The 25,024-nt window shown below is 39.2% G+C and carries 20 protein-coding genes; 2 read left to right on the forward strand and 18 right to left on the reverse strand.

The window, feature by feature from the left end:
- Positions 1–47: 47 nt before the first annotated feature.
- From ACVC7R_RS08015 to ACVC7R_RS08060, 10 genes are all read right to left on the reverse strand, one after another.
- Positions 48–1,196, reverse strand: a complete 1,149-nt coding sequence (locus tag ACVC7R_RS08015) for a glycosyltransferase family 4 protein (RefSeq protein ID WP_447264266.1) — start codon at positions 1,194–1,196, stop codon at positions 48–50.
- A gap of 2 nt (positions 1,197–1,198) precedes the next feature.
- Complete coding sequence (cps2T, locus tag ACVC7R_RS08020; protein ID WP_447264267.1) at positions 1,199–2,371, reverse strand: beta 1-4 rhamnosyltransferase Cps2T; 1,173 nt, start codon at positions 2,369–2,371, stop codon at positions 1,199–1,201.
- 31 nt (positions 2,372–2,402) lie between these two features.
- Entirely contained in the window at positions 2,403–3,773 is a 1,371-nt protein-coding gene (locus ACVC7R_RS08025) for a sugar transferase (protein ID WP_447264268.1), read from the reverse strand.
- Positions 3,774–3,795: 22 nt separating this feature from the next.
- Entirely contained in the window at positions 3,796–4,488 is a 693-nt protein-coding gene (locus ACVC7R_RS08030; protein WP_447264269.1) for a tyrosine-protein kinase, read from the reverse strand.
- A 10-nt stretch (positions 4,489–4,498) separates the two neighbouring features.
- Positions 4,499–5,191 (reverse strand): CspC family polysaccharide chain length determinant protein, encoded by a 693-nt coding sequence (locus ACVC7R_RS08035; protein WP_447264270.1) that lies wholly within the window; start codon positions 5,189–5,191, stop codon positions 4,499–4,501.
- 8 nt (positions 5,192–5,199) lie between these two features.
- Complete coding sequence (gene cps4B, locus ACVC7R_RS08040) at positions 5,200–5,931, reverse strand: capsular polysaccharide biosynthesis protein Cps4B (protein WP_447264271.1); 732 nt, start codon at positions 5,929–5,931, stop codon at positions 5,200–5,202.
- 1 nt (position 5,932) lies between these two features.
- Entirely contained in the window at positions 5,933–7,381 is a 1,449-nt protein-coding gene (gene cpsA, locus ACVC7R_RS08045) for an LCP family glycopolymer transferase CpsA (RefSeq protein ID WP_447264272.1), read from the reverse strand.
- 192 nt (positions 7,382–7,573) lie between these two features.
- Positions 7,574–9,532, reverse strand: coding sequence for a peptide ABC transporter substrate-binding protein (locus tag ACVC7R_RS08050; protein WP_447264273.1), 1,959 nt, complete (start codon positions 9,530–9,532; stop codon positions 7,574–7,576).
- 162 nt (positions 9,533–9,694) lie between these two features.
- Positions 9,695–11,662 carry a peptide ABC transporter substrate-binding protein gene (locus tag ACVC7R_RS08055; RefSeq protein ID WP_447264274.1) on the reverse strand — a complete coding sequence of 656 codons (1,968 nt, stop codon included), beginning with the start codon at positions 11,660–11,662 and terminating at the stop codon, positions 9,695–9,697.
- A 167-nt stretch (positions 11,663–11,829) separates the two neighbouring features.
- Positions 11,830–13,440 (reverse strand): glycoside hydrolase family 13 protein, encoded by a 1,611-nt coding sequence (locus ACVC7R_RS08060; RefSeq protein ID WP_447264275.1) that lies wholly within the window; start codon positions 13,438–13,440, stop codon positions 11,830–11,832.
- Between the two features lie 152 nt (positions 13,441–13,592).
- Here ACVC7R_RS08060 and ACVC7R_RS08065 point away from each other — a divergent pair, with 152 nt between their 5' ends.
- Together ACVC7R_RS08065 and ACVC7R_RS08070 are read left to right on the forward strand one after the other, a co-directional pair.
- Positions 13,593–15,077, forward strand: a complete 1,485-nt coding sequence (locus ACVC7R_RS08065) for a DUF1846 domain-containing protein (RefSeq protein ID WP_447264276.1) — start codon at positions 13,593–13,595, stop codon at positions 15,075–15,077.
- Positions 15,078–15,229: 152 nt separating this feature from the next.
- Positions 15,230–16,705, forward strand: coding sequence for a M protein trans-acting positive regulator PRD domain-containing protein (locus tag ACVC7R_RS08070; RefSeq protein WP_447264277.1), 1,476 nt, complete (start codon positions 15,230–15,232; stop codon positions 16,703–16,705).
- A gap of 76 nt (positions 16,706–16,781) precedes the next feature.
- Here the strand turns inward: ACVC7R_RS08070 and ACVC7R_RS08075 are convergent, their stop codons facing one another.
- The 8 genes from ACVC7R_RS08075 to ACVC7R_RS08110 all read right to left on the reverse strand — a co-directional run bounded on the left by ACVC7R_RS08075 (position 16,782) and on the right by ACVC7R_RS08110 (position 23,843).
- Positions 16,782–17,309 carry a hypothetical protein gene (locus tag ACVC7R_RS08075; protein ID WP_447264278.1) on the reverse strand — a complete coding sequence of 176 codons (528 nt, stop codon included), beginning with the start codon at positions 17,307–17,309 and terminating at the stop codon, positions 16,782–16,784.
- 104 nt (positions 17,310–17,413) lie between these two features.
- Positions 17,414–19,222 (reverse strand): glutamine--fructose-6-phosphate transaminase (isomerizing), encoded by a 1,809-nt coding sequence (gene glmS, locus ACVC7R_RS08080; protein ID WP_447264279.1) that lies wholly within the window; start codon positions 19,220–19,222, stop codon positions 17,414–17,416.
- A 230-nt stretch (positions 19,223–19,452) separates the two neighbouring features.
- Positions 19,453–19,746, reverse strand: coding sequence for a DUF5960 family protein (locus ACVC7R_RS08085; RefSeq protein ID WP_447264280.1), 294 nt, complete (start codon positions 19,744–19,746; stop codon positions 19,453–19,455).
- The gene (locus ACVC7R_RS08090) at positions 19,739–20,101 is read right to left on the reverse strand and encodes a hypothetical protein (RefSeq protein ID WP_447264281.1); all 363 of its coding nucleotides are present in this window, start codon (positions 20,099–20,101) and stop codon (positions 19,739–19,741) included. Before ACVC7R_RS08090 ends, ACVC7R_RS08085 begins: the two co-directional genes overlap by 8 nt.
- Positions 20,098–21,513: a Y-family DNA polymerase gene (locus tag ACVC7R_RS08095; RefSeq protein WP_447264282.1), complete on the reverse strand. Its 1,416-nt coding sequence runs from the start codon at positions 21,511–21,513 to the stop codon at positions 20,098–20,100. Before ACVC7R_RS08095 ends, ACVC7R_RS08090 begins: the two co-directional genes overlap by 4 nt.
- A gap of 3 nt (positions 21,514–21,516) precedes the next feature.
- The gene (locus ACVC7R_RS08100) at positions 21,517–22,203 is read right to left on the reverse strand and encodes a helix-turn-helix domain-containing protein (protein ID WP_447264283.1); all 687 of its coding nucleotides are present in this window, start codon (positions 22,201–22,203) and stop codon (positions 21,517–21,519) included.
- 176 nt (positions 22,204–22,379) lie between these two features.
- Entirely contained in the window at positions 22,380–22,829 is a 450-nt protein-coding gene (locus ACVC7R_RS08105) for a hypothetical protein (RefSeq protein ID WP_447264284.1), read from the reverse strand.
- A gap of 450 nt (positions 22,830–23,279) precedes the next feature.
- A complete protein-coding gene (locus tag ACVC7R_RS08110) occupies positions 23,280–23,843 on the reverse strand; it encodes a hypothetical protein (RefSeq protein ID WP_447264285.1) in 564 nt (187 codons plus the stop codon).
- Positions 23,844–25,024: the final 1,181 nt, after the last annotated feature.

Below are 25,024 nucleotides of genomic sequence, written 5' to 3' on the forward strand. Positions count from 1 at the left end.
TTTAAAGCAGACAGGAAATAGTTCTATTTTTCAACCAATTTTATTTTTTAGTATTTCCTATACAACTCCGAAAAATTCCGAATATAACTTTGTAATGAGAAGAGTTCTTTTTGACGTCGGACAGATGCCTTACCAAATTGCTCTCTCTTCTCGGTATTGTCAGCCAATTCTTGAATAGCCTTCGACAATTCTGCAGGCTGATTTGGTGTGGCGAGAAGGCCGTTTTCACCTTCCTTGACCATTTCACAGACACCGCCATGACGATAACCTACTACAGGTTTTCCACAGGCCATGGCTTCGAGGACGACTGTTGGTAATGGATCTGGATTGGTACTTGGCAAGACAAAGATATCAAACATATTATAGAGTTCTGTCGTCTTGCTATAATAGTCAATTCGCTTGATTTGTCCAGCTACTGGTGAGTCTGAAATAGCTTTTTCCAGCTCATCCACGCGCCACTCTTCTCCCTCAAATGCACTACCTGCTAAAAAGGCTACTGCTTTTGGATTGGCCTGTAAGATCGGAGTAACAGCCTCTAGGAAGTCCCCTTGCCCTTTCCATGCATTCACTCGTCCAACCATACCGATAACAAGCGCATCTTGTGCGATCCCAAATTGGTCACGGACAGAGCTAGCATCGATTTCATGATAGACGGCATTGTCGACCCCATTATAGATTACTTGAACCTGATCGTCTTTCACATAACGAGACTGCTTCACGTGGTTGGCTACAGCATTTGAAACTGTCACAATCGTATCCGCATAGCGCCCCATCAAAAAGTTGATGAAATCTGAAATGGCTTTCGGTTTGACGATAATCTCGTGCACATGCCAAATCAAAGGAAGTTTCAACTTCCGCTTGAGGTAAATTCCTTCAAGAACCGCTGTCGTGTTGTTGTGAACAAGGGTAATCCCATTTTCTTTAGCATATTGAGCAATTTGTTTTGAATAACGATTATAGGAACCAAAATACTCAAGAATTCCCTTAGGATTAAAATATTTACGACGTAAGATTGGGTAATCAATGACTTTAACCTTAGCACCAACCTCTTCCAATGCACTGACTAAGACACCATCATTGGGTAAGATAACATGTGTCTCAAAAGCATCTTGATCCAATCCTTTAATAAGCTCCAACAAAACCTTGTCAGCGCCATACATTTCGGCACCAGCATGGAGATATAAAATTTTCTGCATTTCTATCCTTTAAATACTTTTTCGTAGTCTGTAACAATCTTTTCCCAAGTAAAGGCTTCAGAGATACGTTTACTTGATTTTTGATTGAAGTCTTCGATAGTTTGAGCATCCAATTGTTCAGCCTGATCAATAACGCTTGCCAATTGGTCTTTCTTCCAATAGAGTGCCCCCTCTTCACCGACTTCACGGTTAAAGCCAACATCTAACAAGAGGTTGAGTTTAGTAGACTCGAGCGCCTCAAGAAGGGACGGATTGGTCCCGCCTACCTCATGACCATGGAAATAAGCAAAGGCATTCTCGCGAATGTATTTGAGCAATTCTTGATCATAGACAGTCCCCACAAATTTCACTCGAGGATCCTGATCAAATCCAGTATCTTTACGCAACTGTTCATAGAACTTGTTTTGTTCCACATTGGTAATAAGGACAAAATCTTTCTGAGAGTTTGACCGCATAAAACCACGAATCATGGCCTCGTAGTTATTTTCAGGTACAAAACGTCCAACAACAAGGTAATAGTTATTTTCATTAACACCTTTTTCAAAGTACCATGAACGTACTTTCTCATCAACATTAGTCAATTTAGATTTGGTTGTATCAGTTCCGTAAGCAATATATGTTGTTTTTGGACTATACTTGTCATAATCTTTTTGAATATAAGACTCAATGTTTTTACTATCACAAATCAGAAGGTCTGCATGCTTCACCATAAGTTGTTCCGAAATCTTCCAGTATTTACGAACAGGAAGACTCCATTTTGCACGAAGCCATTCATGACCATCTGGATTTACCATAAGAGTGCCACCAATAGCTTTGATTTTCTTCTTGATTCCTGAGATAAAAGGTCCAATACGGCAAGCCAAAACATAGAAAATCGGTGCTTGATCATTATTGGCTTTAGCAATTTCAATGGCCTTATTAAGAGCTGCGATATCATAAGCAATCGCACGCGCAGGACCGATATTGGGAACATCAATGTTATAGCAGATTGCTCCATTATGCTCGAAAGTATCTGCGGTAATCCCTGATTTTGCAGAATTCTCCCGCATACAAGCTACATAGTATTGAATCTCTTGGTCTTGTTGGCACTCTGTTAACTTCTCAACAAAGGTTTCAAAACCCCCGTACTTTGCTGGGATTCCTTTTGATCCCACGATATAGACTATTTTTTTCATATTACTCCTATTTTAGAGCAGAAATACCAGTCTATTTCGCTCCATCTCTCATCAGCACTACTTTTATTGTTTTTAATAAAATTTCGAAGTCTTTCCAAATTGTCCAATCATCGATATAAGCTACATCTAGTTTGACTACATCATCAAAGTTGGTAATTTCACTACGACCACTAATTTGCCACAAACCAGTAATCCCTGGTTTGAAGCTCAAACGACGTTTTTGTTCAGGTGTGTATTTTTCGTATTCGTCCACTGTTGGAGGTCGAGTTCCAACTAGGCTCATATCACCAATCAACACATTCCAAAATTGGGGCAGTTCATCCAAACTTGTCTTTCGAATAAAATGTCCAATTTTTGTAACGCGAGGGTCATTGTCCATCTTAAACATACCACCCTGCATGGTATTTTGGTCCATCAATTGCTGCTTGATTTCTTCCGCATCTACTCGCATAGAACGGAATTTATAAAAAGTGAAATGACGACCATTTTTTCCTATTCGGGTTTGAGAAAAAATTGCTGGTCCACCATCTTTTCGAATCATTGGAACAAGGACTATACTTACTAGTCCACAAAGAATTAGCCCAACAATTGCCCCTAAAATATCAATGATTCGTTTTGCAATAATATGGCTCGGTTTATATAAGTTTGTAGAAAAAGTTACTACATTTAAACCAGCCATCTCATGAATTTGTTTATTTCTACCTAAATTTTTATCAAAGGCATTTAAATTAACAGTAACATCAATTCCCATCGTTTCAAATTGTGAAATAATGCTACCGATATCATAATCCTCACTAGGTAGGTTTACAAAGACTTCGTCTACTACCTCATGAGTTGCATAATTAATGAGATTTTCTCGAGGAATAACCGTTACTTTACTGTGTTTAAAATCCGGTTTATCTAGTACACTTACAGCAACAAGTTTTCCGCCAACATCACTTGCAGTCAACAAGCGGTCTATCACTTTCTCAATTCTAGATGTCGCTGTAATCAAAATGATTTTACGGCTCCCCTTTAAATTATGATTAAAATGGACCCAATATTTTTTGATCACAAAACTCAGGAGATAATTAAATATTCCGTACAAAGACAGGAAGTAAATCATACCCCTTCTAGAAATCACAAATTGATCTTTTAGAAAAAAACTAGAAAAACTAATCAACAAAGCAAAAAATATGATGTATTTTACTATTTCTATCAATTCAGCGGATTGACTACGTTTAAAAAAATCCTTACCGTAGCCACTGATATAGAAGGCTGCAAAATGAAGAAAATACAGAACAAAAACTGTTTTTGCAACAATTTCTGTTTCAGATACAGAGATTAGTATATAAGCCAATATACTGACTAGTATACTCTGTAAAAACGCTAGAGTTACGTTATAGAAACCCCTTCCTTCCATTTTTTTCTCCCTTATTTCCTACTTATTTCTTTCCGTAGGAACCGTAGTTCCCATATGACCCGTAAGAACCATATTTTTCAAGCTGAATATTAAATTTATTCAAAATAACTCCTAAGAATGGTGTCCCTGTTTGTTCTAGCTGGTCTTTCGCTTTTTGAACTTCTCTCCGTTTTGTTGCAGAAGCTTCAGCCACCAAGATAGAAGCGTCGCATTTTTGTACGATAATCGCCGCATCAATAACAACTCCGATAGGCGCTGTATCCACAATGATATAGTCAAAGTATTTGCGTAAAGTTTCAATCATTGCTTCAAATTTTTCACTTTGAAGAAGGGCAGTCGGGTTTGGTGAAACAGCTCCTGATTGAATAACAAACAAGTTTTCTACGTTTGTTTCACACAAACCATGAGATAGATCTTTGGTTCCTGATAAGTAGTCTGTCAGACCTGTAATTTTTTCTCGAGATTTGAAGACACCTGACATGACTGAATTACGAATATCGGCATCGATAAGGAGCGTCTTATAACCTGCACGCGCAAAAGCCCAGGCAATATTGGTTGAAGTGGTAGACTTCCCTTCTCCAGGTCGAACCGAAGAAAGTGCAATCACTTTGAGACCATCCCCACTCAACTGGATATTGGTCCGTAGAGCGTTATAATACTCTTCAGCTTTTTTTACAGAGTTTAATCGTTGTTCTGATAATTCTAACTTTGCCATATTTCCCTCTTTACTTTAATTTCTCAAGATTTGGAATAACACCTAAAAGCGAGATGTGCATCACTTCTTCGATATCTTCTGGACGCTTCACTCGGTCATCCAATAGTTCAACCAATAGAGCCAATAGAATCACAGCACTAGCTCCTACAGCTACACCCAAGATTGTGTTGCGACGAACATTTGGAGAAGATGGTGATGTTGCGGGTCTTGCTTCCTCAAGCGTGGTTACATCCGACACTCGTGTTACAGAAATGATTTTCTGAGCAGCTACTTCTCTGAGCGCATTGGCGATACGACTCGCTTCCTCAGGCTTATCATCTCGAACTGAGATGGATACGATACGCGTATCTGCAGGGACTGTTACGGAAACTTTTTTCCCAAGAGTTTTCGCATCCATCGTTAAGTTTTGATCAGCCACCACTTTTTCAAGAACATCCTGTGAAAGGATGATTTCACGGTAGTCTTTTACCAGGTAAGCACCTGCCTGCAAGTCTTGGTTGGTCAAGCCAGGCTTATCTGCTTGGTTACGATTGACAACGTAGATGCGGGTAGTACTGGTGTACTGAGGTTTGATCACAAACGAGCTATAGGCAAAAGCTACTAGACCTGCTATTATTGCAGTTAAGACGATGAGGAATTTTCTTTTCCAAAGCACTTTTACCAATTGAAATACATCAATTTCAAATTTATCTTGTTCTTTCATCATTTCTCCTAAATTAGTTGGTCATTTATAATGTTTGACGGGTTTGTTTCAAACAGTTCACGAGCTTTTCCTGCTCCGTATTTTTTAGCAATGAGTTCATAAGCTTCTCTCATATAGGGCGGGCGATTATCCAAATTGTGCATATCGCTAGCCACTACATGTACTAGATCTTTGTCCAAGAAGTATCTAGCACGCTTTTTCATAAACTTGTAGGTGTCACCAAATAGTCGTGGTTTTAATACACTCGAACTATTAATCTGCATATAGCAGCCCATATTGATGAGTTCTCTTACTTTTTTCTCATCGTTTTCCAAGGTGTGGTAGCGCTCAATATGAGCAACCACAGGTGTAATCCCTAACATGAGAACTTTGGTCAAAGCGCTATGAATATCTCTGTAGGGCGTATTCATACTAAACTCAATCAAAGCATAACGACTTCCATTGAGTTTTGGTAGGATACCCTGTTCAAGTTTTTCTAAAACATCACTTGAAAAATAAATCTCAGCCCCGTAAACGATATTCAAATCTGGCGCAATTTCTTGAGCCAACTGTTTCACTTCGCTAAAATTAGACGCAATTTTGTCTTCTGGTGTTTCAAACATCCCTTTTCTACGATGAGAGGTCGAAACAATGGTTCGAACACCTTGTGCGTAAGCTTCCTCAAGGAGAGCCTTGCTCTCAGCTTTATTTTTAGGTCCATCGTCAACATCGAAAACAATATGTGAATGAATATCAATCATCTTATTTTCCTTCCATGGTATCTTTAATAGCCTTTTTAGCAGCTTCCAAGCTTGTTGGGTCGATCTCTAACATGTAAAGGGTACTATCTGGCATAGCGTAAGACGGAAGACCCATACGACCAGTCCCTTTCAGATCTTGATTGGTTACTGTATATTTTCCTCCGCTTGCCAATTGAGTATTGACAAGACTTACCATTGTTTCTGGTGGCATATTGGTCTGAATCGAATCCTGCAAGCTTTGAATAATGCTATCATAGTTTTTTAGTGATTCTGCCGAGGTTAATTTCTGGATAATAGCCGCAATGACTTTTTGTTGGTTACGACCGCGATCACCATCACCATCCGCAAGTGAATAACGTTCACGCACAAATCCCAAAGCTTGCTCAGAATCTAAATGAACATTGCCAACTGGGAAATGGTATTGCCCGTGACGCGATGTGAACTCTTGGTCGTTATAGACATCCACACCTCCGAGAAGGTCAATCAACTTCAAGAAAGAAGTGAAATTGAGACGGGCATAATAGTTCAAGTCGATACCATAAAGATTTTCTAAGGTATGGATAGAAGCATCTACTCCATAGATACCCGCATGCGTCAACTTATCGTTTTGGTTGTTTCCACCATCTGCAATAGGGACATAGGCATCTCGAGGAGTGGTCGTCAAGAGAATCTTTTTAGTATCTTGATTCACTGTCATGATGATATTGACATCTGAGCGCGAAACAGAACTGATAGGACCATAGGTATCAATCCCGCTGATGTAGACGTTGAAAGAATTTCCTGTAGCTACCTTAGGCGCCTCCACTTTCTTGGTCAAGTCTTTGGTATAGATTTTCTTGATCTTCTTAGCGTGGTCAGGATATTCCTGCTCAATCAGATTTTCAAAAACACCGTTCAAGACAATCGCTTTGGTTTCTCCATCTAACAAACTCTTATAGGCTGCTAGGTAAGAAGAAGCTTCCTCAACTGTCAATTCCTTGCTTTGAGTTGTTTTAATGTCATCTATCAATTTTTGAATATTCTCGGCATCTGAAGCTGTTGGAGCAGTTACACTAGAAAGTTGAGAAACGTTATCGATCTCACTATCTGCAAGTACTGCCACACTCATAGAGTAGCTTGAATAATTTGACGTTGCATTGAATTGATTGGCAAGTCCAACAAACCGATTGACAGCTACTAATGCTACAGAACTAAATAAGATTGAGACCAACAGAATTATCAGGGTAAAAACCTTAGCTTTTCGCTTGACTACAAAAAGCAGGGATAATAAAGCTACGAGCACTAAAACGACCGCTAAGATAATATTAAGATAACTGACTGCTAAAATCTGATATTTAAAAATCAAAAACAATAAAAAAGAAGCAAGAACAACATAGATTAGTAATAAACCTACATTTAAACTTTGCTGAAATTTGCCAGATTTCTTTTTTTTTATGCGTCTACCTTTCATGGAATACCTCTTCAAAACATTTTAATTTAATTATATCACAAAGTAACTTTAAAAGCTATCTACATCCGTCATGCAAGCGCTTGTTTTAAAAAATGTTTTTAGTTAGTGTATATTTATTATCACTTTTGTTCTGTTTTATGTTTTTAAAATACAATTAAAATAAAAAATAGAGTTTTTAAAAGCTCTATTTTTTTATTTAACGTGACTTTCGAATTCTTTTTGACTCTTTTCGACTGAATTTTTACGTTCTTGTTCCCATTTAGCTTTGGCTTCGTCAAATTGAGCGGTTGTTACCACTTCTGTTTGCAATCTCATATACTTATAGTTGCTTCCAGTTCCTTTGATTCCGACAAGTGAGTATGCACGTGTGAAAGGTACCACGCGTGTCACCGATGCCCCACCGCCATTTGAATTCACAGGAAGCAATAGCGAACTATCAATCAACCAGGCTTGCGCGTCTGCATAGTTTTCATAACGTTTGGCAACGTCTGTATTTTCTGCATCTGCCGCTTTTAATTTTTGAGTATACTGGTCCAATCCAAGACTTGTAATCTTATCAGTATCCTTGCTCGGATCAAGTCCTAAGATTTTGAGATAGAAGCCATCCTCAGCATTGAAAGGATTGAGGTAAGTTGATGGATCTTGGTAGTCTGCAGACCAACCATCCAAGTTCAAATCATAGTCATGATCAGCTGTGGTTGGCGCTTGGAAAGTTGCATTGGCATAGTCTTCTGTTGAAATTTGAACGACATCAATCACTACATTTTCAGCTCCAAGAGTTGATTCGACTGATTGTTTAAGCGAATGAATCTTAGGAAGGAGGGTTTTATTAACCTGATCCACTGGCAAATCCAAATGAATCGGGAAAGTCACACCTTGTGCTTCTAATTCTTTTTTAGCCTCTGCGAACTGAGCTTGCGCTTTCTCTTTATTGAAGTAACCATCTTGGGCGTCTTCAAGATTCATATTTGTCCACTGTGTACCATAGTTTACCAACTTAGATGAAACTGTCTCACCAAAAGTCTTGTCACCAACTTGCACGAAAGTTGGTGGTACAAGTGTGTTACGAAGAGTGTTTTTGGCTGCTTCTTCTCCGTTTGATTGGGCCGAGTATGCTGTACGGTCAATTGCAAAGTTGATGGCTTGACGGAAGTTTTTATTTAAGATTGCAGCTTGGGTAGCTTGTTTTTGCTCATCGCTAGTTTTAGCTGTATGGTTATAGTTTTGACGATTTACATTAAAGTTATAGTACCAAGAAGTCGCATCCTGCAAGCTATAAACGATGTTGTCCTTGTATTTTTCCTTTGTCTTAGCAAAGTTTGAGCTATTTGGATATACACCTGCAGATGAGTAAGCTCCGCTTTCGAAGTTACGAATCGTCATATCTTGGTCTGAACCATCAACATAAGCCAACTTAACTCTTTCAATTGTCACTTTTTCTTGGTCGTAGTAATGAGGGTTCTTCATGTACTCAAGTGATGATTTAGATGTAAATTCTTTTAACAAATAAGGACCACTATAGAGGATACTATCTGGTTTTAATTCCCCGAATTCTTTACCTTTAGAAGTCAAGAACTCTTCATTAACCGGGAAGAGAATGCTATTGGTTGTTTTAGAGTTCCAGAATGGTTCTGGACGTGTCAAAGTATATTGAACAGTGTAATCATCTACAGCTTTAACACCAACATTTGAAAAGTCAGTATTTGCGCCTGTCACATAGTCATCTAAACCCTTGATTGAACTCTGAATCAAATCAAGAGCTTGACTCTTGTTATCAGCTGCATACTTGATACCTGTGACGAAATCCTGTGCTTTAATTGGGGCGTATTCTTCCCCATCAGCCGTGAACCATTTAGCATCTTGACGAAGTTTATAAGTGTAAGTCAATCCATCCTTTGAAACACTCCAATCTTCCGCAAGAGCAGGAATGAGATTTCCATAATTGTCATTTTCAAGCAAACCATCTACCAAGTTGGTAAAAACATTCGTATTGTCACCAGAATAATCCAAAAGGTAGTTGAAGGTGGTTGGGTCGGCACCAAATGTTGACGAGTAGGTTTTAGCATCTGATGCTGACTTCCCGCATGCTGCCAACAAGACCGCTGCGGCTAGCGTCAACCCCGCTCCAATCAGTCGTTTTTTGAGTTTCATGATTCATTTTCTCCTTATATGTTAGGTTTTATGACATAAGTTTATTTTATCAAATTTTGTCCTAAAAGTAAAGTTATTTAATTTTTTCGCAATCCGTTACCCAGATGAAAAAAAGAAAGAAATCCCGCATAAAAACTGGATTTCTTTCAGTATTGTTACAGATTATTTAACGTGGTTGGCTAACTCTTTTTGGTACTTGGCATTTGTTTCAATTTTCTCTTTTTGCCATTTCTTGAGAGCTTCTTCGTATTCTTTGGTGGTTACAATATCATTTTGTAACTCTAAACCTTTGAACACAAATGGATCACCCTTGATACCAACCTGAGAGTAGGCTTTTGTAAATGGCACTGTACGACTCACGGTCGGAGAACCACCTGAAGACGCTACAGGGATGAGGAGTGAGCTATCAGATACCCAAGCTTGTGCTTTGGCATATTTTTCATAACGTTTGTTCAGATCGCTCGTTTCAGATGCTGCATCGTCCAAGAGTTTCTTGTATTCATCAAGTCCTACTTGAGCCATGACTTCTGGATCTTTACCTTTTGTGATACCCAAATGTTTAAGGGCAGAACCCTTCTTAGCATCTAGGATATTGAGATAGGTAGCTGGATCTTGATAGTCTGGTCCCCAACCAGTTCCATTCAAGTCATAGTCTTTTTGAGAAGGAACCTTGGCTTGAGAAGTAATACTCATTTTCTCATTATCAGTCATTTGAAGTACATCGATGACGACATTTTCAGTTCCAAGCGCTGCTTCGACAGATTGTTTGAGGGAGTTGGTTTGTTGAACAGCAATGACATCTGTCTGTTCAACTGGAATATCCAAATGGATTGGGAAGGTTACACCCTTGGCTTGCAATTCTGACTTGGCTTTTTCAAAGGCAGCTTTTGCTTTTGTTGGATTGTAAAGGGTATCTTTACCATCTGTCAAAGCTACATCTTTCCACTGGTCTCCGTATGTTACCAGTTGCTCTTGGGCCATTTCTCCGAAGGTCTTTTCACCGACCTGAACATAGTCGTAAGGTACAAGGCTGGTACGGATAATCTTGTCCGCTCCTTCTTCACCATTCATCTGAGCAGAGTAAGAATGACGGTCAAGAGCAAAGTTGATTGCCTGGCGGAAGTTTTTATTGAGAAGCGCTTCTTTTGTAGAAGTCTTTTGCGCTTCGTCTGTCTTGGCTGTTTTATTGTAAGACTGACGATTTACGTTGAAGGTAAAGTAATAGCTAGTCGCTTCTTGCGGGCTATAGACAATCTTATCCCCGTATTCTTGCTTGGTTGAATCAAAGTTTGAGCTTGTTGGGAAGAGGCGAGCTGTTGTATAAGCCCCTGATGTAAAGCTACGAATCAATGATTCTTGGTCAGAACCATCGTAGAAAGTAAGTTTGATGTGGTCAATCTTAACATTGTCTTTATCCCAATAATTTGGATTTTTTTCGTACTCGATCACTGATTTTGAAGTGAAGTTCTTCAAAATATATGGTCCATTATAGAGAATCCCTGAAGGTGTAGCTGCACCATAATCTTTACCTTGAGAATTTAAGAACTCTTCATTGACTGGAAGCATAGTCGCTGTTGTTACCTTAGAATTCCAGAAGCTTTCTGGTTGATTCAAGGTATATTGAACAGTGTAGTCGTCAATAGCTTTGACTCCAACTGTTGAGAAGTCATTGTTTTCACCGCTAACGTACTCTGCCAAACCTTTGATAGAGTCTTGGATAAGTGTTAGACCATCTGACTTACCATCGGCAGCATGCTTCAAACCAGTCACAAAGTCTTGAGCCTTGACCTCGGCGTACTCCTCACCTTCAGAAGTATACCATTTGACACCTTTACGTAGCTTGTAGGTATAGGTCAAACCATCCTGTGAAACTGACCAATCTTCAGCAAGAGATGGAATCAAGTTCCCGTATTTGTCATTTTCCAAGAGTCCGTCGACCAAGTTAGCGATGACGTCAGATGTTGAACTTTTACTAGTAACGCTATAGTCCAACGTTGATGGATCAATGGCATAAACATATGAAAATGTTGTAGGAGCGTCTGCTTTTTTCTCTGTCTTTCCACAAGCTGTTAAAAGAAGAGCTGCACTCATCGTTATCCCTGCTACTACGAGCAACTTTTTCGATTTCATCGGTATTCTCCTTTAAAATACTATTTTTCACCATTATACCCTATTTTTTTATAAAAGCAAGGGTTTTCATGGAATTTTTTTGAAAATTCAAAAAAATATATTTTAAAGAAATTTCTACACTTATTTTAGAAAAAACTCAAGTATCTTAGATACTTGAGTTTTTAGGTTTAATTGGCTAATTCGACACAGAACGCATCCCAAGGAGCTAGTGTTAGTTGCTCGAGTTTTTCTTGAACCTCGGTGTTAGCAACCAAGACTGATTTGAGAACCCCATTAAAGTAAAATTCTTGTTCTTGATTTGAGAGGTTAGCTACTACTAGGAAACGGCGTTCCCCGTCCTTGCGAATATAAGCAAAGACCTTCTCAGCTGTTTCTAATAATTCAAAGTCAGCTTGAACCAGCCAGCTGTTTTCCTTGCGAATCTGAACTAATTTTTGATAAGTATAGAAGATGGAATCTGGATTTGCTAAAGCCTCTTCTACATTAATCTTCGCATAGTTTGGATTGACTCCTAACCATGGTGTCGCGCTTGAAAATCCAGCGTAGTCTGTAGTATCCCACTGCATTGGAGTACGCGCATTGTCACGTCCAATCACACGAATGCTATCCATGATTGTTTCCATTGAAACACCTTGTTCTAGCGCTTCTTTGGCATAGTTGAGCGACTCAATATCTTCTACTTGTTCCAAGCTTTCAAATGGGAAATTGGTCATACCGATTTCTTCACCTTGATAGATATAGGGAGTCCCTCTCATCAAGTGAAGCAAGATTGCATACGCTTTGGCGGATTTTTCACGGTATTCTTGGTCGTTTCCCCAGATAGAGACGATTCGAGGGAGGTCATGGTTGTTCCAGAAGAGGGAATTCCAGCCATCCTCAACTCCTAATTCTGTCTGCCATTTGTTGAAAATCTCTTTTAATTTCCCAACATTTAGCTCTTTTTGGTAGTGCCACTTAGGTTGTCCTTCCTGATACTGAAGACAGATATGTTCAAACTGGAAGACCATAGACAGTTCTTGTCCTTTTGGATCTGAATAGAGTTTTGCGATTTCTGGTGTCGCTCCCCATGTCTCCCCAACTGTTAACAAATCTTTATCACCAAAGGTCACCTTGTTCATCTCCTTGAGATAAGGGTGCAGCATAGGACCATTGTTGACAATCTTCTGGTCAGGAATCTTCCCAATCATGTCAATAACGTCCATACGGAATCCACCAATCCCTTTATCAATCCAGAAATTCATCATTTCATAGATTTTATGACGGAGCTCTTCGTTTTCCCAATTGAGGTCTGGTTGTTTCTTACTGAAAAAGTGTAGGTAATATTGACCAGCCTTTTCGTCATATTGCCAGGCAGAACCACTGAAAGCCGACGGCAAATCGTTGGGCTGGTCTCTCCAGATATAGTAGTCACGTTCAGGACTTTGAGGATTTTCACGCGCCTCGATAAACCAAGCATGCTCATCGGATGTATGATTGACAACCAAATCCATAATGATTCGGATATCTCTTTTTTTAGCTTCAGCGATCAGCTCGTCCATGTCTTCCATGGTTCCAAAGATAGAAGCAATGTCTTGATAATTGGCAATATCGTAACCATTGTCATCCATCGGGCTATCATAAACTGGTGAAAGCCAAATGGCTGTGATTCCAAGCTTGGCTAGATAATCTAACTTGCTAGTAATTCCAGGTAAATCGCCAATCCCATCTCCATTACTATCCTTAAAACTTTTAGGATAAACTTGATAGACTACGGCATTGTGCCACCATTTTTCTTGCATCTTCTTACCTCATTATTTTAATAATCTATAGTCTATGATAGCGCTTTTCATCATTTTATGCAAGCGTTTGCTTTATCTTTTTTCTGACTTTTGTGACTCTCTAGTTTCTTATCTTCTATTTTTTTTATATAATAGAAAATAGAGGTAAAAAAATGAAAAAACAAGCTTTTAGTTCTGAAAAATATCTAAATTTACAACGCGACCATATTTTGGAGCGCATTAACCAGTTTGACGGCAAGCTTTACTTGGAGTTCGGAGGCAAGATGCTGGAAGACTTCCACGCTGCCCGTGTCCTTCCTGGATATGAGCCAGATAACAAAATCAAGCTCTTGCAAGAGTTGAAAGAACAAGTTGAGGTTGTGATTGCCATTAACGCTAGCAATATCGAGCACTCAAAAGCTCGTGGTGACTTGGGTATTTCTTACGACCAAGAAGTTCTTCGTCTAATCGATAAATTCAACGAACTTGGTATTTTTGTTGGTTCTGTTGTGATCACGCAATACGCTGGTCAACCTGCTGCAGATACCTTCCGTAACCAATTAGAAAAAAATGGGATTGACTCTTATCTCCACTACCCAATCAAGGGTTATCCGACAGATATGGACCATATCATCTCACCTGAAGGTATGGGGAAAAACGACTATATCAAAACTAGTCGCAATTTAATTGTCGTGACTGCTCCTGGTCCTGGTTCAGGTAAGTTGGCAACTTGTATGTCTAACATGTACCACGACCAGCTAAACGGTATCAAATCTGGTTATGCTAAGTTTGAAACCTTCCCAGTATGGAATCTACCTCTCCACCATCCGGTCAATTTGGCTTATGAGGCTGCTACTGCAGACCTTGATGATGTCAATATGATTGACCCATTCCATCTCCAAACTTACGGAGAAACTACCGTCAACTATAATCGTGATATCGAGATTTTCCCTGTCCTCAAGCGTATGCTCGAACGTATCTTGGGTGAATCTCCTTATGCATCTCCAACTGATATGGGTGTAAATATGGTTGGTTTTGCAATCACTGATAACGAAGCTGCAGTTGAAGCATCAAAACAAGAAATTATTCGTCGCTACTACCAAACAGTCCTCGATTTTAAAGCTGAAAAAGTTGCTGAGTCAGCGGTCAAGAAAATTGAACTTCTCATGAATGACCTTGGTATTACTCCTGCAGACCGCAAGGTAGCTGTAGCTGCTCGACAAAAAGCTGAAGAAACCGACGGACCTGCTCTCGCTCTTGAGTTACCTTCTGGTGAAATCGTCACTGGGAAGAACTCAGAACTCTTTGGTCCAACAGCTGCTGCTTTGATCAATGCTATCAAGATGTCAGCCAACATTGATAAAGAAATAAATTTGATTGAACCAGAAGTGGTGAAACCAATCCAAGGTTTGAAAATCAATCACTTGGGCAGTCGTAACCCTCGACTTCATTCTAACGAGATTCTGATTGCTCTCGCAATCACAGCCATGCAGAATCCAGATGCAGATCGCGCTATGAAAGAACTCGGAAATCTCAAAGGAAGCGAAGCTCATTCTACGATTATCTTAACGGATGAAGACAAGAACGTTCTCCGTAAATTGGGAATTAACGTAACCTTTGACCCATACTACCAATACGATCGTTTATATCGTAAATAGATTGAAGACTCGTCAGAACTTCTTATCAAGTATCACCCCTTGATAGATTTCAAATCTCTCAAGGGGTGACTTTCTTTTATACATGAGTTCTGACAATTTTCAATCATCTTCTTTTCTAATCATTCTAACAGCATTTCGGGAGTTTATTAAAAATGAGAGAACTGCTCACTCAAAAAGAACAGAGACAACTAAAGATTTTAGAGTATTTGTTCGAAAATCCTGATTGGATTTACCTAGATGATTTATCTAAAACCATTGGATACAATGCTCGCATCATCAAGAGTGATATCAAAGAATTACGTGAAATCTTTCCTGATTTTGATATTCGACACTCAACTGCGGGGATAATGATGGTGAATACGAAAAATAATGGTATCGAGCGCATCTACCAATATTTTTTACAAACATCTGATTATTTCCAAATTTTAAAAGTCTTCTTCCTCTTGGACAACCCCTTCACCTATGAACACCTTTCAGAATCTTTGGATATCTCTCTTCCTTCTCTGCGTAAGAAGGTTGCGGACATCAATAAGATTCTCGATGGGACCTACCGCTTTAAGCTCAAGGTAACCCCAATCTCTATTATTGGAGATGAAAAAGATATTCGTTTTTTCTTCTCCCAATATTTCCATGAAGCTTATAGCTTTTTAGAGTGGCCTTTCACAGAATTCAAAGAAGCAGACGTTGATAGCTTTGTTTCCTTCTTTATCAATTTAGCAAAATTCCCTGCAAAATATCAGAACCTCTACCAAATCCGAACACAGGCAACTGTCGATATGCATCGAATGAAGAGAGGATATTTTGTTCGCTTTCCAAAACAAACCACTTCCTGGTTGAGCCCTATCTATGACCAACTGCCTGATTTTCAGCATCAGTTACAAGAATTGGCTCAAGGACTGAACATTGAAATCACTCCTGAAACCATCAATCAGATTTTCAGTCCCTTTGCGGAGCCTGGTCTTTTCTTTACAGTTGAAGATTTCCTAGCTGCTCGTCAGTCTTACGAACAAGTTGATCGTTCCTACCATGCTGCTCGAGACATTCTGGATAACTTGACTCGTAGATTTGGCGTTCAATTTTCAAATACGGATACCTTGATTTGGAACTTGCACAACACTGCCTTGCTTGAGAGAAGAGAAATCAACTCTGAATCAATCATTTCACAAAACAAAGATTATACGCTTGGAAAGATTAAAAAATTCTTCCCCAAATTTTATGAAGCAACGGTCTTTGAAATGATGCGATACAAGAACATTATGGGACAAAAGGACAAGACTCCTGCTCTCTCACATCTGATCTACACCCTGTTTACCCACGCTGAGGGTCTTACAGATCAATTGTTTGAGCGCAAAAAGAAAGTCAAGGTCCTAGTCCTCAGTGAGTATGACTTTGCCCATCCACAATTCTTGATTTCTCTCTACGAATTCCATACTTCAAATAATATCCAGTATGAAACATGGGATAAGGAAACTCTAAATATTGAAGAAGTCATGGACAGTGACTACGATGCTATCATCACTAACTTTGATATCAAAGACATTGAAGACAAGCTAGTGATTAATATCAGTCGACTATCTATCTTGCAAGTTGTCAACGAACTCAATAAGATTTCCATGCAAGATTTATAATTTTAAAAACCTCCTAGAAACATCTAGGAGGTTTTTATGAATCTCTGTTTTTCTAAAGAACCATGAGCCAATCACATTATTCAAAATCAAGTGTTTGGTTCTTAACCACGAGCTTGGTATGAGCTGTTATATATTGTCGGTCAAGGGTTTTCGTGATTTCCCCTTCCTCATTTATAATATGCCAAGCTCCGTCTTTATGAACAACCATGGCAACTTCTTGTTTGTTTTTATCTTCATTCTTAACAGCTAGGGAATAGGCGCCATCGACACCTTCTAACAAGAGTTCTTTTTTGCTACTGATTGTTACTAGATAATAGGCTCCGTCTCGAACACCAATATTGTATTGTTGATTCACAAATATGGTTTTGTCATAGCTAGGTCTTGGTTCAGAAGCTCCTGATCCATTTCCAAGGATATCCTTAAAAGTATCCTTTTGCTTTTCTGCCTCAGCCTGTTCTTGAGATTTGATAAATTCCTGAACTGCAGCAATCTTTTCACTCTCTTGTTTCTTTGAAGCTCTCATTTGATGAATGACGACAGTCCGAATCAAAAACGAACTGGCAAACAAGAGTCCTATGATAGATGAAATTTTCCCCTTTTTCATTTCCGTTCCAATCTCCTTATACTTCACTATTAACTACTTTTCTATAGTATAACAAGATTTTGCTAGGTTGACAAGAAATGTTGGAATTCAGTAACAGGACTACTTTATTCTACCGTTACAGACTTGGCAAGGTTGCGTGGTTTGTCCACATCAAGTCCACGGTGTAGGGTTGCAAAGTAAGCGACCAATTGAGTTGGTACGACCATTGAGATTGGTGAGAGGTACGGGTGTACGGTCGTAAGAACGATATCGTCTGTATCTTTGGCAACATTTTCTTCTGCGATGGTGAGGACCTTAGCACCACGAGCTGCCACTTCTTGGATATTTCCACGAGTGTGGTTAGCTAGGACTGGATCTGACAAGAGGGCCAAAACAGGCGTTCCTTCTTCAATCAAGGCAATCGTTCCGTGTTTGAGTTCTCCAGCCGCAAAGCCTTCACATTGAATGTAAGAAATCTCTTTGAGCTTGAGACTGGCTTCCATGGCTACATAGTAATCTTGACCACGTCCGATGTAAAAGGCATTACGTGTTGTTTCAAGAAGGTCACGAACCTTGCTATCAATCAATTCTTTTTCTGAAAGGGTTGATTCGATCGACTGAGCCACGATAGACAACTCATGAACAAGATCAAAGGCTTGCGCTTTTTCGTTGCCGTTTGCTTCACCAACAGCTTTTGCAAGGAAGGCAAGGGCTGCGATTTGCGCTGTATAGGCCTTGGTTGATGCTACGGCAATTTCAGGACCTGCATGAAGCAACATCGTATGGTTGGCTTCACGAGAAAGAGTTGAACCCGGTACGTTTGTCACTGTCAAGCTTGGAATACCCATTTCATTGGCCTTGACCAAAACCTGACGGCTATCAGCTGTTTCACCAGACTGACTGATGAAGATGAAAAGTGGTTTCTTGCTGAGAAGGGGCATACCGTAGCCCCACTCAGATGAGATCCCAAGTTCAACTGGTGTATCTGTCAATTCTTCCAGCATTTTCTTAGAAGCAAATCCTGCGTGGTAAGATGTTCCAGCTGCAAGAATGTAGATACGGTCTGCCTCTTGAACAGCCTTGATGATTGCTGGGTCTACGACTACATGACCAGCCTCATCAGTATAGGCTTGGATTAGTTTACGCATCACCGTTGGTTGCTCATCGATTTCCTTAAGCATGTAGTAAGGATACGTTCCCTTACCGATATCTGACAAGTCAAGCTCCGCAGTGTAGCTAGTGCGTTCACGACGATTTCCATCATAGTCTTGCACTTCAACACTATCAGCCTTGACGATTACCAACTCTTGGTCATGGATTTCCATGTATTGGTTGGTTTCACGAATCATAGCCATAGCATCTGAGCAGACCATGTTGTAACCATCTCCAAGACCAATCAAAAGTGGTGATTTGTTCTTAGCGACATAGATGACATCTGGATTTTCAGAGTCAATCAAGGCAAAGGCATAAGAACCACGGATGATGTGAAGGGCTTTTTTGAAGGCTTCAAGTACTGACAGGCCATCTTCTTCGGCAAATTTTCCAATCAAGTGAACAGCGATTTCTGTATCTGTTTGTCCCTTGAAGTGGTGACCTGCAAGGTATTCTTCCTTAATTTCGAGATAGTTTTCGATCACCCCGTTGTGCACCAAGACAAAACGTCCTGTCTCAGAGCGATGTGGGTGAGCATTGTCTTCTGTTGGTTTCCCGTGAGTAGCCCAACGAGTATGTCCGATACCAGTCGTCCCCTCAACACCAGTAGTTTTAGCAGACAATTCTGCAATACGACCAACCGCTTTCACCAAATGGCTTTCAGCACCACCTAGAACAAAAATTCCAGCCGAATCATAACCACGGTATTCGAGCTTTTCAAGTCCTTGAATTAAAATATCCGTTGCATTTGTGTTTCCAACAACACCAACAATTCCACACATAGTATATACGACACAGATAGACTGTGCTTTCTCCTTAAAATTGGTATAGTCTAATTCTCGCTTTACGGAATCAGCAAAAACAGTATATACTTGTTTCTTTCACTTGTCAAGAATAAAAATTGGTATAGTTCAATTACTTTCAAACTACAAACAAAAAAACATTCAAGAAATAGCTCTTGAACAGCTGGACACAGCATTGTTGCAACAAAATATATTTACGGTCAGAATCTTTACTGATGATTTTGTCTGAGTCCCATATAGGCATAGGTTCGAGTATGTGGACAATCTTTTTCCATTTTCACCCTAAAATAAAACCGATGTTCCCTGCCATCCTTGGCATTTTCTTTGTTCAGGACAAAGTAGTTTTTTTGATTCATAGCCATGGTTCGCAGAATGTCGTCAATCAGAAAAGTCAGGGGTACATTCATGGCAGAGTATTTTTGAAAATCTTCCTCAAAACGAATGTAGTCGTCCGAAAAATAATCCATCTGCAATTTGTTTTCATATAACTCTTTTCTAGTCATCAACTTCCTCCTGACAAAGTTTGATTGTGAGAATATCATCTACCCTTATTAATCGATAGCCTTCATCCGTTCTAACAGAGATTTCTTGAGGAGATAATTCTCTTACTTCACCCAATATCGTGCTTTTATGATGTTTCTCCTTGACCATAAAAGAGCCTTTTAGTCGTCCGACGTAGAGCTGGGAAAGTAGCAACAACTTCTCGACTGGATTCAAATCTGTTGATAAATCGACACGATTTTTTTCTGCACTGAGGGAACTGGTATGCTCCGATAGAAAAAAGCCCATCCACTTCTGCATGCCTGGATCCTGATAGTCCCTCGCGGATTGGAAGGGCAAATAAGAGCGATCAATCATTTTAATCCATCTAATCCTCCAGCAGAGTGCCCTCCGATCAGCTTGCTTCTGGCAATACTTCTCGATGCATCCTCTAAGGCAGTTGCCTTCAAGAGAGAAGTAAATCCGAATTGCTCTCGAATCGAATCAATGGCAGTCTGGAGCCTTTCTTCTTTTTCTACTTTATCAACATCATCAAAAAGGGAAATCAAACCAAAGGATTCATCCACAAACCCTGAATAACTAACGGCAACGCTCCTAACGGCGCCAGAAGTGTATTTACTATGGAATAATCTCAGTACATAGCTGACCAAAAGACCGGTATTATTGGTCGGCTCAACCTTCATCTGGGTATGGATGGAGCGTTTTTGTTCCTGCTTAGAAAATCCAAGATGAATAGACACCACTGTCGTCTTCTTTCTAGCCCGTCGAAGCCTGATAGCCACCTGCTCAGCCATCTCTCGAAGGATAATTTCGATATCTCGCTGCTTGACATAGTCTCTCGGTAAAATTTGCGAATTGCCCAAGCCATGAGATTTGGCTTTATAGGGTGTATGAACATTACTCTCATCAATTCCATTGGCATGAAACCACAAGCGAAGTCCAGCTTGGCCAAGTTCTTTCTTCAGGACATCAGGATTGCTATTGGCTAATTCCTTAATCGAATAAATCCCCAAACTATTCAAGCGCTTCTCCATCCGATGCCCAATCCCCCAAAAGTCAGTCATCTTTGGAATGGACCAAACCTTCTCTTCCACGTCTGGATAAGACCAATTGGCTCGCATAGTCGGTGTGTGTTTGGCTTCATTATCCAAGGCCAACTTAGCAAGCAGAGGATTGGCATTGGACATACCGACGGTCGAGTAAATCCCGGTCTGCCGCCAGATATCTCTCTGGATGCGAGCAGAAAGCATGTCCAGCTTATCTTTACGAGAAATCTGCTGGTCTGGAACAAAATAATTGAGCGAACTGGTTAGGTCAATAAAGCCTTCATCAATTGAATAAGGATAAATATCATCTGGACTGCCATAGTTCTGAAAGATTCCTTGGATTTCCAGATTAACTGCGATATACTTATCCATCCGTGGAGGGACAATCACAGTTACCTGAGCCCAATCTTCGATAAATTTCACATAGTCTGGATCTGTCCGTAAGCCTTGTTTCTTGGCATTGTAATAGGAAAATTTACGCGTCTTGATATCAAAGGGCAGGTCATAGGCACGGCCTACATTTGCTTTTCCAAAGATCTTTTTAAAGATAGGCGAGGAGGCAAGAATAAGTCCAACAGAATTATCCGCCCGACTCATGACACAAAGGGAGGTTTTGAGGGGATGGAGTCCTCTTTCTACACACTCAACGCTAGCATAAAAGGACTTCATATCGACAAAGGCAATATCACTTTTGGGTTCTCTGGAATAATCAAAGTAGCCCATAGACTATCCCTCCATGGGTACAAAGTTACCTACGATAATGCCCACAATCCGCGGATCTTCTTCGTAAGAGATGAGGATATCCTTGTATTTAGGATTGATAGAGACCAGACGCAAGCCATCCTCTTCACGATAGACCCGTTTAATATAGGTCTGGTTATTGCAAACCACTGCATAGACAGCACCGTCGTAATCAAATCCGGTCTCCCGAATCAGAGCCACTGAACCATTTTGATATTTGGGCTCCATGGAATCCCCTGATACCCAGGAAGCAAAATCATGAGCCAGTTCTTCATTGAAATAAACCGTATCAAAGTTTCGATCATCATAAACCGAAGCCCCAATCCCCGCTGACATGCGTTCATAGACATGATACTCGTAGAGTTTTTCCGAAATATCCGTCACCTTCTTAGCTTGTTCTTCTTGGGCCAAGTTGCGAGCATAGACCACTACCTTCTCTTTCCCTTGATGAGAGAGGCTATTGTAGAGACGGACAATTTCACTTTGAGTAAAATAGCCTTTTGGTACTTTTAAAATCTTCTCTAACTGAGCAACCTTCTCTTCGGAAGGCTCCTTGACTCCACGCTCCCAAGCTGAATAAGCCTGAAAACTAATCCCAAGCTGCTCTGCAATCTCTTTTTGTGTTAATTTTAGCTCTTTTCTCCGAGCCTTAAGTTTTTCTGGTTGGTACATGGTTTACCTCCTAGCGTGATGCTTTCATCGCAGGTTGACTTTATTTTTAAAATTCAACCATTTTGGTTTAGTTTTATTATATAAAAAAAGTAGACGAATGTCTAGTGGGAAAATCGAGTTTTACTAAATGTAATTATCTATTATCAAAAAGGTAGGACTAAATCCTACCTTATAGCTTATTTAACTTTTTTAAATTTAGCAATCTTCATGTAATTACTAAACACATCCTTATCTTTATCCTTAAGTGAAGAGTTTTTCACATCCTTAAAAGTTAACACATCTCCAGACACTTCATAAGTAATTTCGGTTTTTTCTTGATTAGCTTCCGCTACAAGAGTTTTTGCTTTTTGATCTACTTTTAAATCAACCACTTGATTAGACTTTTTCCCAGCTAAATCTGAGTCAATTTTCATCTCTCCTTTATCATCATTGATAGTGATAGAGATAGAAACTTTATAATTATCACCAACTAAAGATAGGAGCTCAGACGGTACAATTTGTTTCATTTCCTCTTTTGTAGGTTCAAAAACATAGGTTCCATTATCGTTTTTTGAGTTACAAGCCACAAGAAGAACAGCAACAACTGCCAATAAAGCACCCAAGAAAATACGTTTCAAAGATTTCATTTTAATCTCCTTTTAAAATTTGATAAGTAAATTGTATCAAAAAATAAAGGTAATATCAATTAATTATAGAATCAAAACTAGTCAGTTTATAGGCCTCAGTTAAACTCAATCTGAAATTTGATATCTAAGAAACCTCTATCCCACAATCAAATGTTCTAGCCTTCATCCTTCATCTACAGTATACTAATCAAAAAACACCCCATGGTGTGAACCATGAAATGTTTCGAAACGTTGATAGTATCGTGTTGATTAACGTTTTGAGGAAATTGACTTCGTCAAATTGCAGCCACATTTGTAAGCGACTAAAGTCGCAACAACTGTGTCAATTGTACCAATTTAGCATGGAAGCATAAAAAAGAACATCCACTAGAAATTCCAATCGTGGGTTTAGCATATTTCAAAGTAAGATGAAGTTCTCAAGGGTGCGACCAGTTATCTTTGTAAAAACATTTAATAAAAGTCACTCGTCCAGAAGGGTACTTGCTTATATTCTTCTAAAGCCAGAGAAAGTTTCCTATTTCCAAATTCAATCTCAAAATAATCGTATAAATCTTTGCCATAATAAATAACATCTAAATCCACTACTGATAAAATCGGCATCTCCTGATTCTCATAACTAGGGAGAAAACGATGCCCATATAAGGGGATTAAGCGAGGTGCTGATTCTAACATTTTCCTGATTTGTACATTTCTGTCCAACAGTGTAGTTGGCTCGATCCCCCAAGATTCATCCCATACCAGTTCATCCAAACTGTTCAAAATTCCATCATAGGGAGCAGCTAGGTTCCGTTTTATATGTTCTATATTTTCAGCTGAGAAATCTCTCCAGTTATAAAAACCTTCTGAAATAGGCAATAATTGTTGATAGACTGCCAACCACTGCTCAGAAAATTCAATTCCATAGATTTTCTCGACTTTTTGTATTTCTTCATCACTTAGACCTGGTTCCAAAGAAATCCCATTCTCGAGCAATAGTGTCTTAATCCTATCGATTTTCAAAAGATCTCCAACCATTTCCTCTCCTCCTATTCACTCCCTATTTTATGGAGATTAGAGCACATGTCACATCTTAGCTAAATTAAAATGACTTCAAAAAATCAGTAACCCCATCATGTAATTGTATATTCTTATTTAAAACTTCCTTACTCTCTTTATCAGATAACTCTAAATTCATATTACGATAGCCATCCAATAATTCCATAGGATTGGATAACGACTACCCTAATTTGCATTTTCAAGACGGACAAAGACAGTTGGAAAAAAGGAATTCAAAATCCAATTGTCTAATAGAACAAGCCAACCTTTAAGGCAAGTGACTTCGTAATCCTCCATAAATTTATTTTAACAGAGAATCAGTTATTCTAAACTATTATAGCATTCTTTCGAGTAAAGTTGTATGGTTTTCTAAAATTCATCAAAAAAACACCCCATGGTGTGAACCATGAAATGTTTCGAAACGTTGATAGTATCGTATTGATTAACGTTTTGAGGCAACTGACCATGTCAGTTTGTAGCCACACTTGTAAGTGACTAAAGTCGCAACAACTGTGTCAATTGCACCAATTTAGCATGGAAGCATAAAAAAGAACACCCCGAAAGGTGCTCTTTGTAAGTATAGTCATTCTTTCAAAGAACGTTTATTAAATTGTGATGCTTTACAAGCTTTCTTAAGACCTGGTTTGGAAAGTATGGGTTTCAGTTGGACTAAAAATAGCGTAATATCAAGGCTTTTCAGAACGATATCTACTTATTCATTTCATAAAATTTGAATCAATATTTTTTAAATAGGGGAATAGTTTAGTTCTGTAAGCGTAATGTGTGATTTGGCAATATTTGTGATGAGCAAAAACGTTGATTTTATGGATTTTTCATTCTTTCAATTGTTGATGAAATAGGGTGATTTTTACCTTGCTTTAGTTTTAATCAGATAAAAATCAGACAAAATCTATTCGTTATAGCTCTTAGCATAGTATGGAATGTACTGCATGAATTTGTTTCCTGCATTTTCATCATATGGTTTAACTTTTCCGCTTTTTAATCACATGGAGATTGAGCGTTTCTATCTCCATGTGATTAAAAAGCAAAAAGACACCATGAGAGGAGCTGTAGAAAGGCTGAAAAAATTGATTAATAATAAGAACTAAGTGTGGAAAGGAGGATACTGCCTCCTTTTCTATTTGACATAGATATTTTTT

This window comes from Streptococcus sp. Z554 (assembly GCF_053010305.1).

What these genes read in the sequence shown, in the direction of transcription:
- ACVC7R_RS08015 (WP_447264266.1), bottom strand. Translation starts at nt 1,196, where the DNA reads ATGCAGAAAATTTTATATCTCCATGCTGGTGCCGAAATGTATGGCGCT.
- cps2T (WP_447264267.1), bottom strand. Translation starts at nt 2,371, where the DNA reads ATGAAAAAAATAGTCTATATCGTGGGATCAAAAGGAATCCCAGCAAAG.
- ACVC7R_RS08025 (WP_447264268.1), bottom strand. Translation starts at nt 3,773, where the DNA reads ATGGAAGGAAGGGGTTTCTATAACGTAACTCTAGCGTTTTTACAGAGT.
- ACVC7R_RS08030 (WP_447264269.1), bottom strand. Translation starts at nt 4,488, where the DNA reads ATGGCAAAGTTAGAATTATCAGAACAACGATTAAACTCTGTAAAAAAA.
- ACVC7R_RS08035 (WP_447264270.1), bottom strand. Translation starts at nt 5,191, where the DNA reads ATGAAAGAACAAGATAAATTTGAAATTGATGTATTTCAATTGGTAAAA.
- cps4B (WP_447264271.1), bottom strand. Translation starts at nt 5,931, where the DNA reads ATGATTGATATTCATTCACATATTGTTTTCGATGTTGACGATGGACCT.
- cpsA (WP_447264272.1), bottom strand. Translation starts at nt 7,381, where the DNA reads ATGAAAGGTAGACGCATAAAAAAAAAGAAATCTGGCAAATTTCAGCAA.
- ACVC7R_RS08050 (WP_447264273.1), bottom strand. Translation starts at nt 9,532, where the DNA reads ATGAAACTCAAAAAACGACTGATTGGAGCGGGGTTGACGCTAGCCGCA.
- ACVC7R_RS08055 (WP_447264274.1), bottom strand. Translation starts at nt 11,662, where the DNA reads ATGAAATCGAAAAAGTTGCTCGTAGTAGCAGGGATAACGATGAGTGCA.
- ACVC7R_RS08060 (WP_447264275.1), bottom strand. Translation starts at nt 13,440, where the DNA reads ATGCAAGAAAAATGGTGGCACAATGCCGTAGTCTATCAAGTTTATCCT.
- ACVC7R_RS08065 (WP_447264276.1), top strand. Translation starts at nt 13,593, where the DNA reads ATGAAAAAACAAGCTTTTAGTTCTGAAAAATATCTAAATTTACAACGC.
- ACVC7R_RS08070 (WP_447264277.1), top strand. Translation starts at nt 15,230, where the DNA reads ATGAGAGAACTGCTCACTCAAAAAGAACAGAGACAACTAAAGATTTTA.
- ACVC7R_RS08075 (WP_447264278.1), bottom strand. Translation starts at nt 17,309, where the DNA reads ATGAAAAAGGGGAAAATTTCATCTATCATAGGACTCTTGTTTGCCAGT.
- glmS (WP_447264279.1), bottom strand. Translation starts at nt 19,222, where the DNA reads ATGTGTGGAATTGTTGGTGTTGTTGGAAACACAAATGCAACGGATATT.
- ACVC7R_RS08085 (WP_447264280.1), bottom strand. Translation starts at nt 19,746, where the DNA reads ATGACTAGAAAAGAGTTATATGAAAACAAATTGCAGATGGATTATTTT.
- ACVC7R_RS08090 (WP_447264281.1), bottom strand. Translation starts at nt 20,101, where the DNA reads ATGATTGATCGCTCTTATTTGCCCTTCCAATCCGCGAGGGACTATCAG.
- ACVC7R_RS08095 (WP_447264282.1), bottom strand. Translation starts at nt 21,513, where the DNA reads ATGGGCTACTTTGATTATTCCAGAGAACCCAAAAGTGATATTGCCTTT.
- ACVC7R_RS08100 (WP_447264283.1), bottom strand. Translation starts at nt 22,203, where the DNA reads ATGTACCAACCAGAAAAACTTAAGGCTCGGAGAAAAGAGCTAAAATTA.
- ACVC7R_RS08105 (WP_447264284.1), bottom strand. Translation starts at nt 22,829, where the DNA reads ATGAAATCTTTGAAACGTATTTTCTTGGGTGCTTTATTGGCAGTTGTT.
- ACVC7R_RS08110 (WP_447264285.1), bottom strand. Translation starts at nt 23,843, where the DNA reads ATGGTTGGAGATCTTTTGAAAATCGATAGGATTAAGACACTATTGCTC.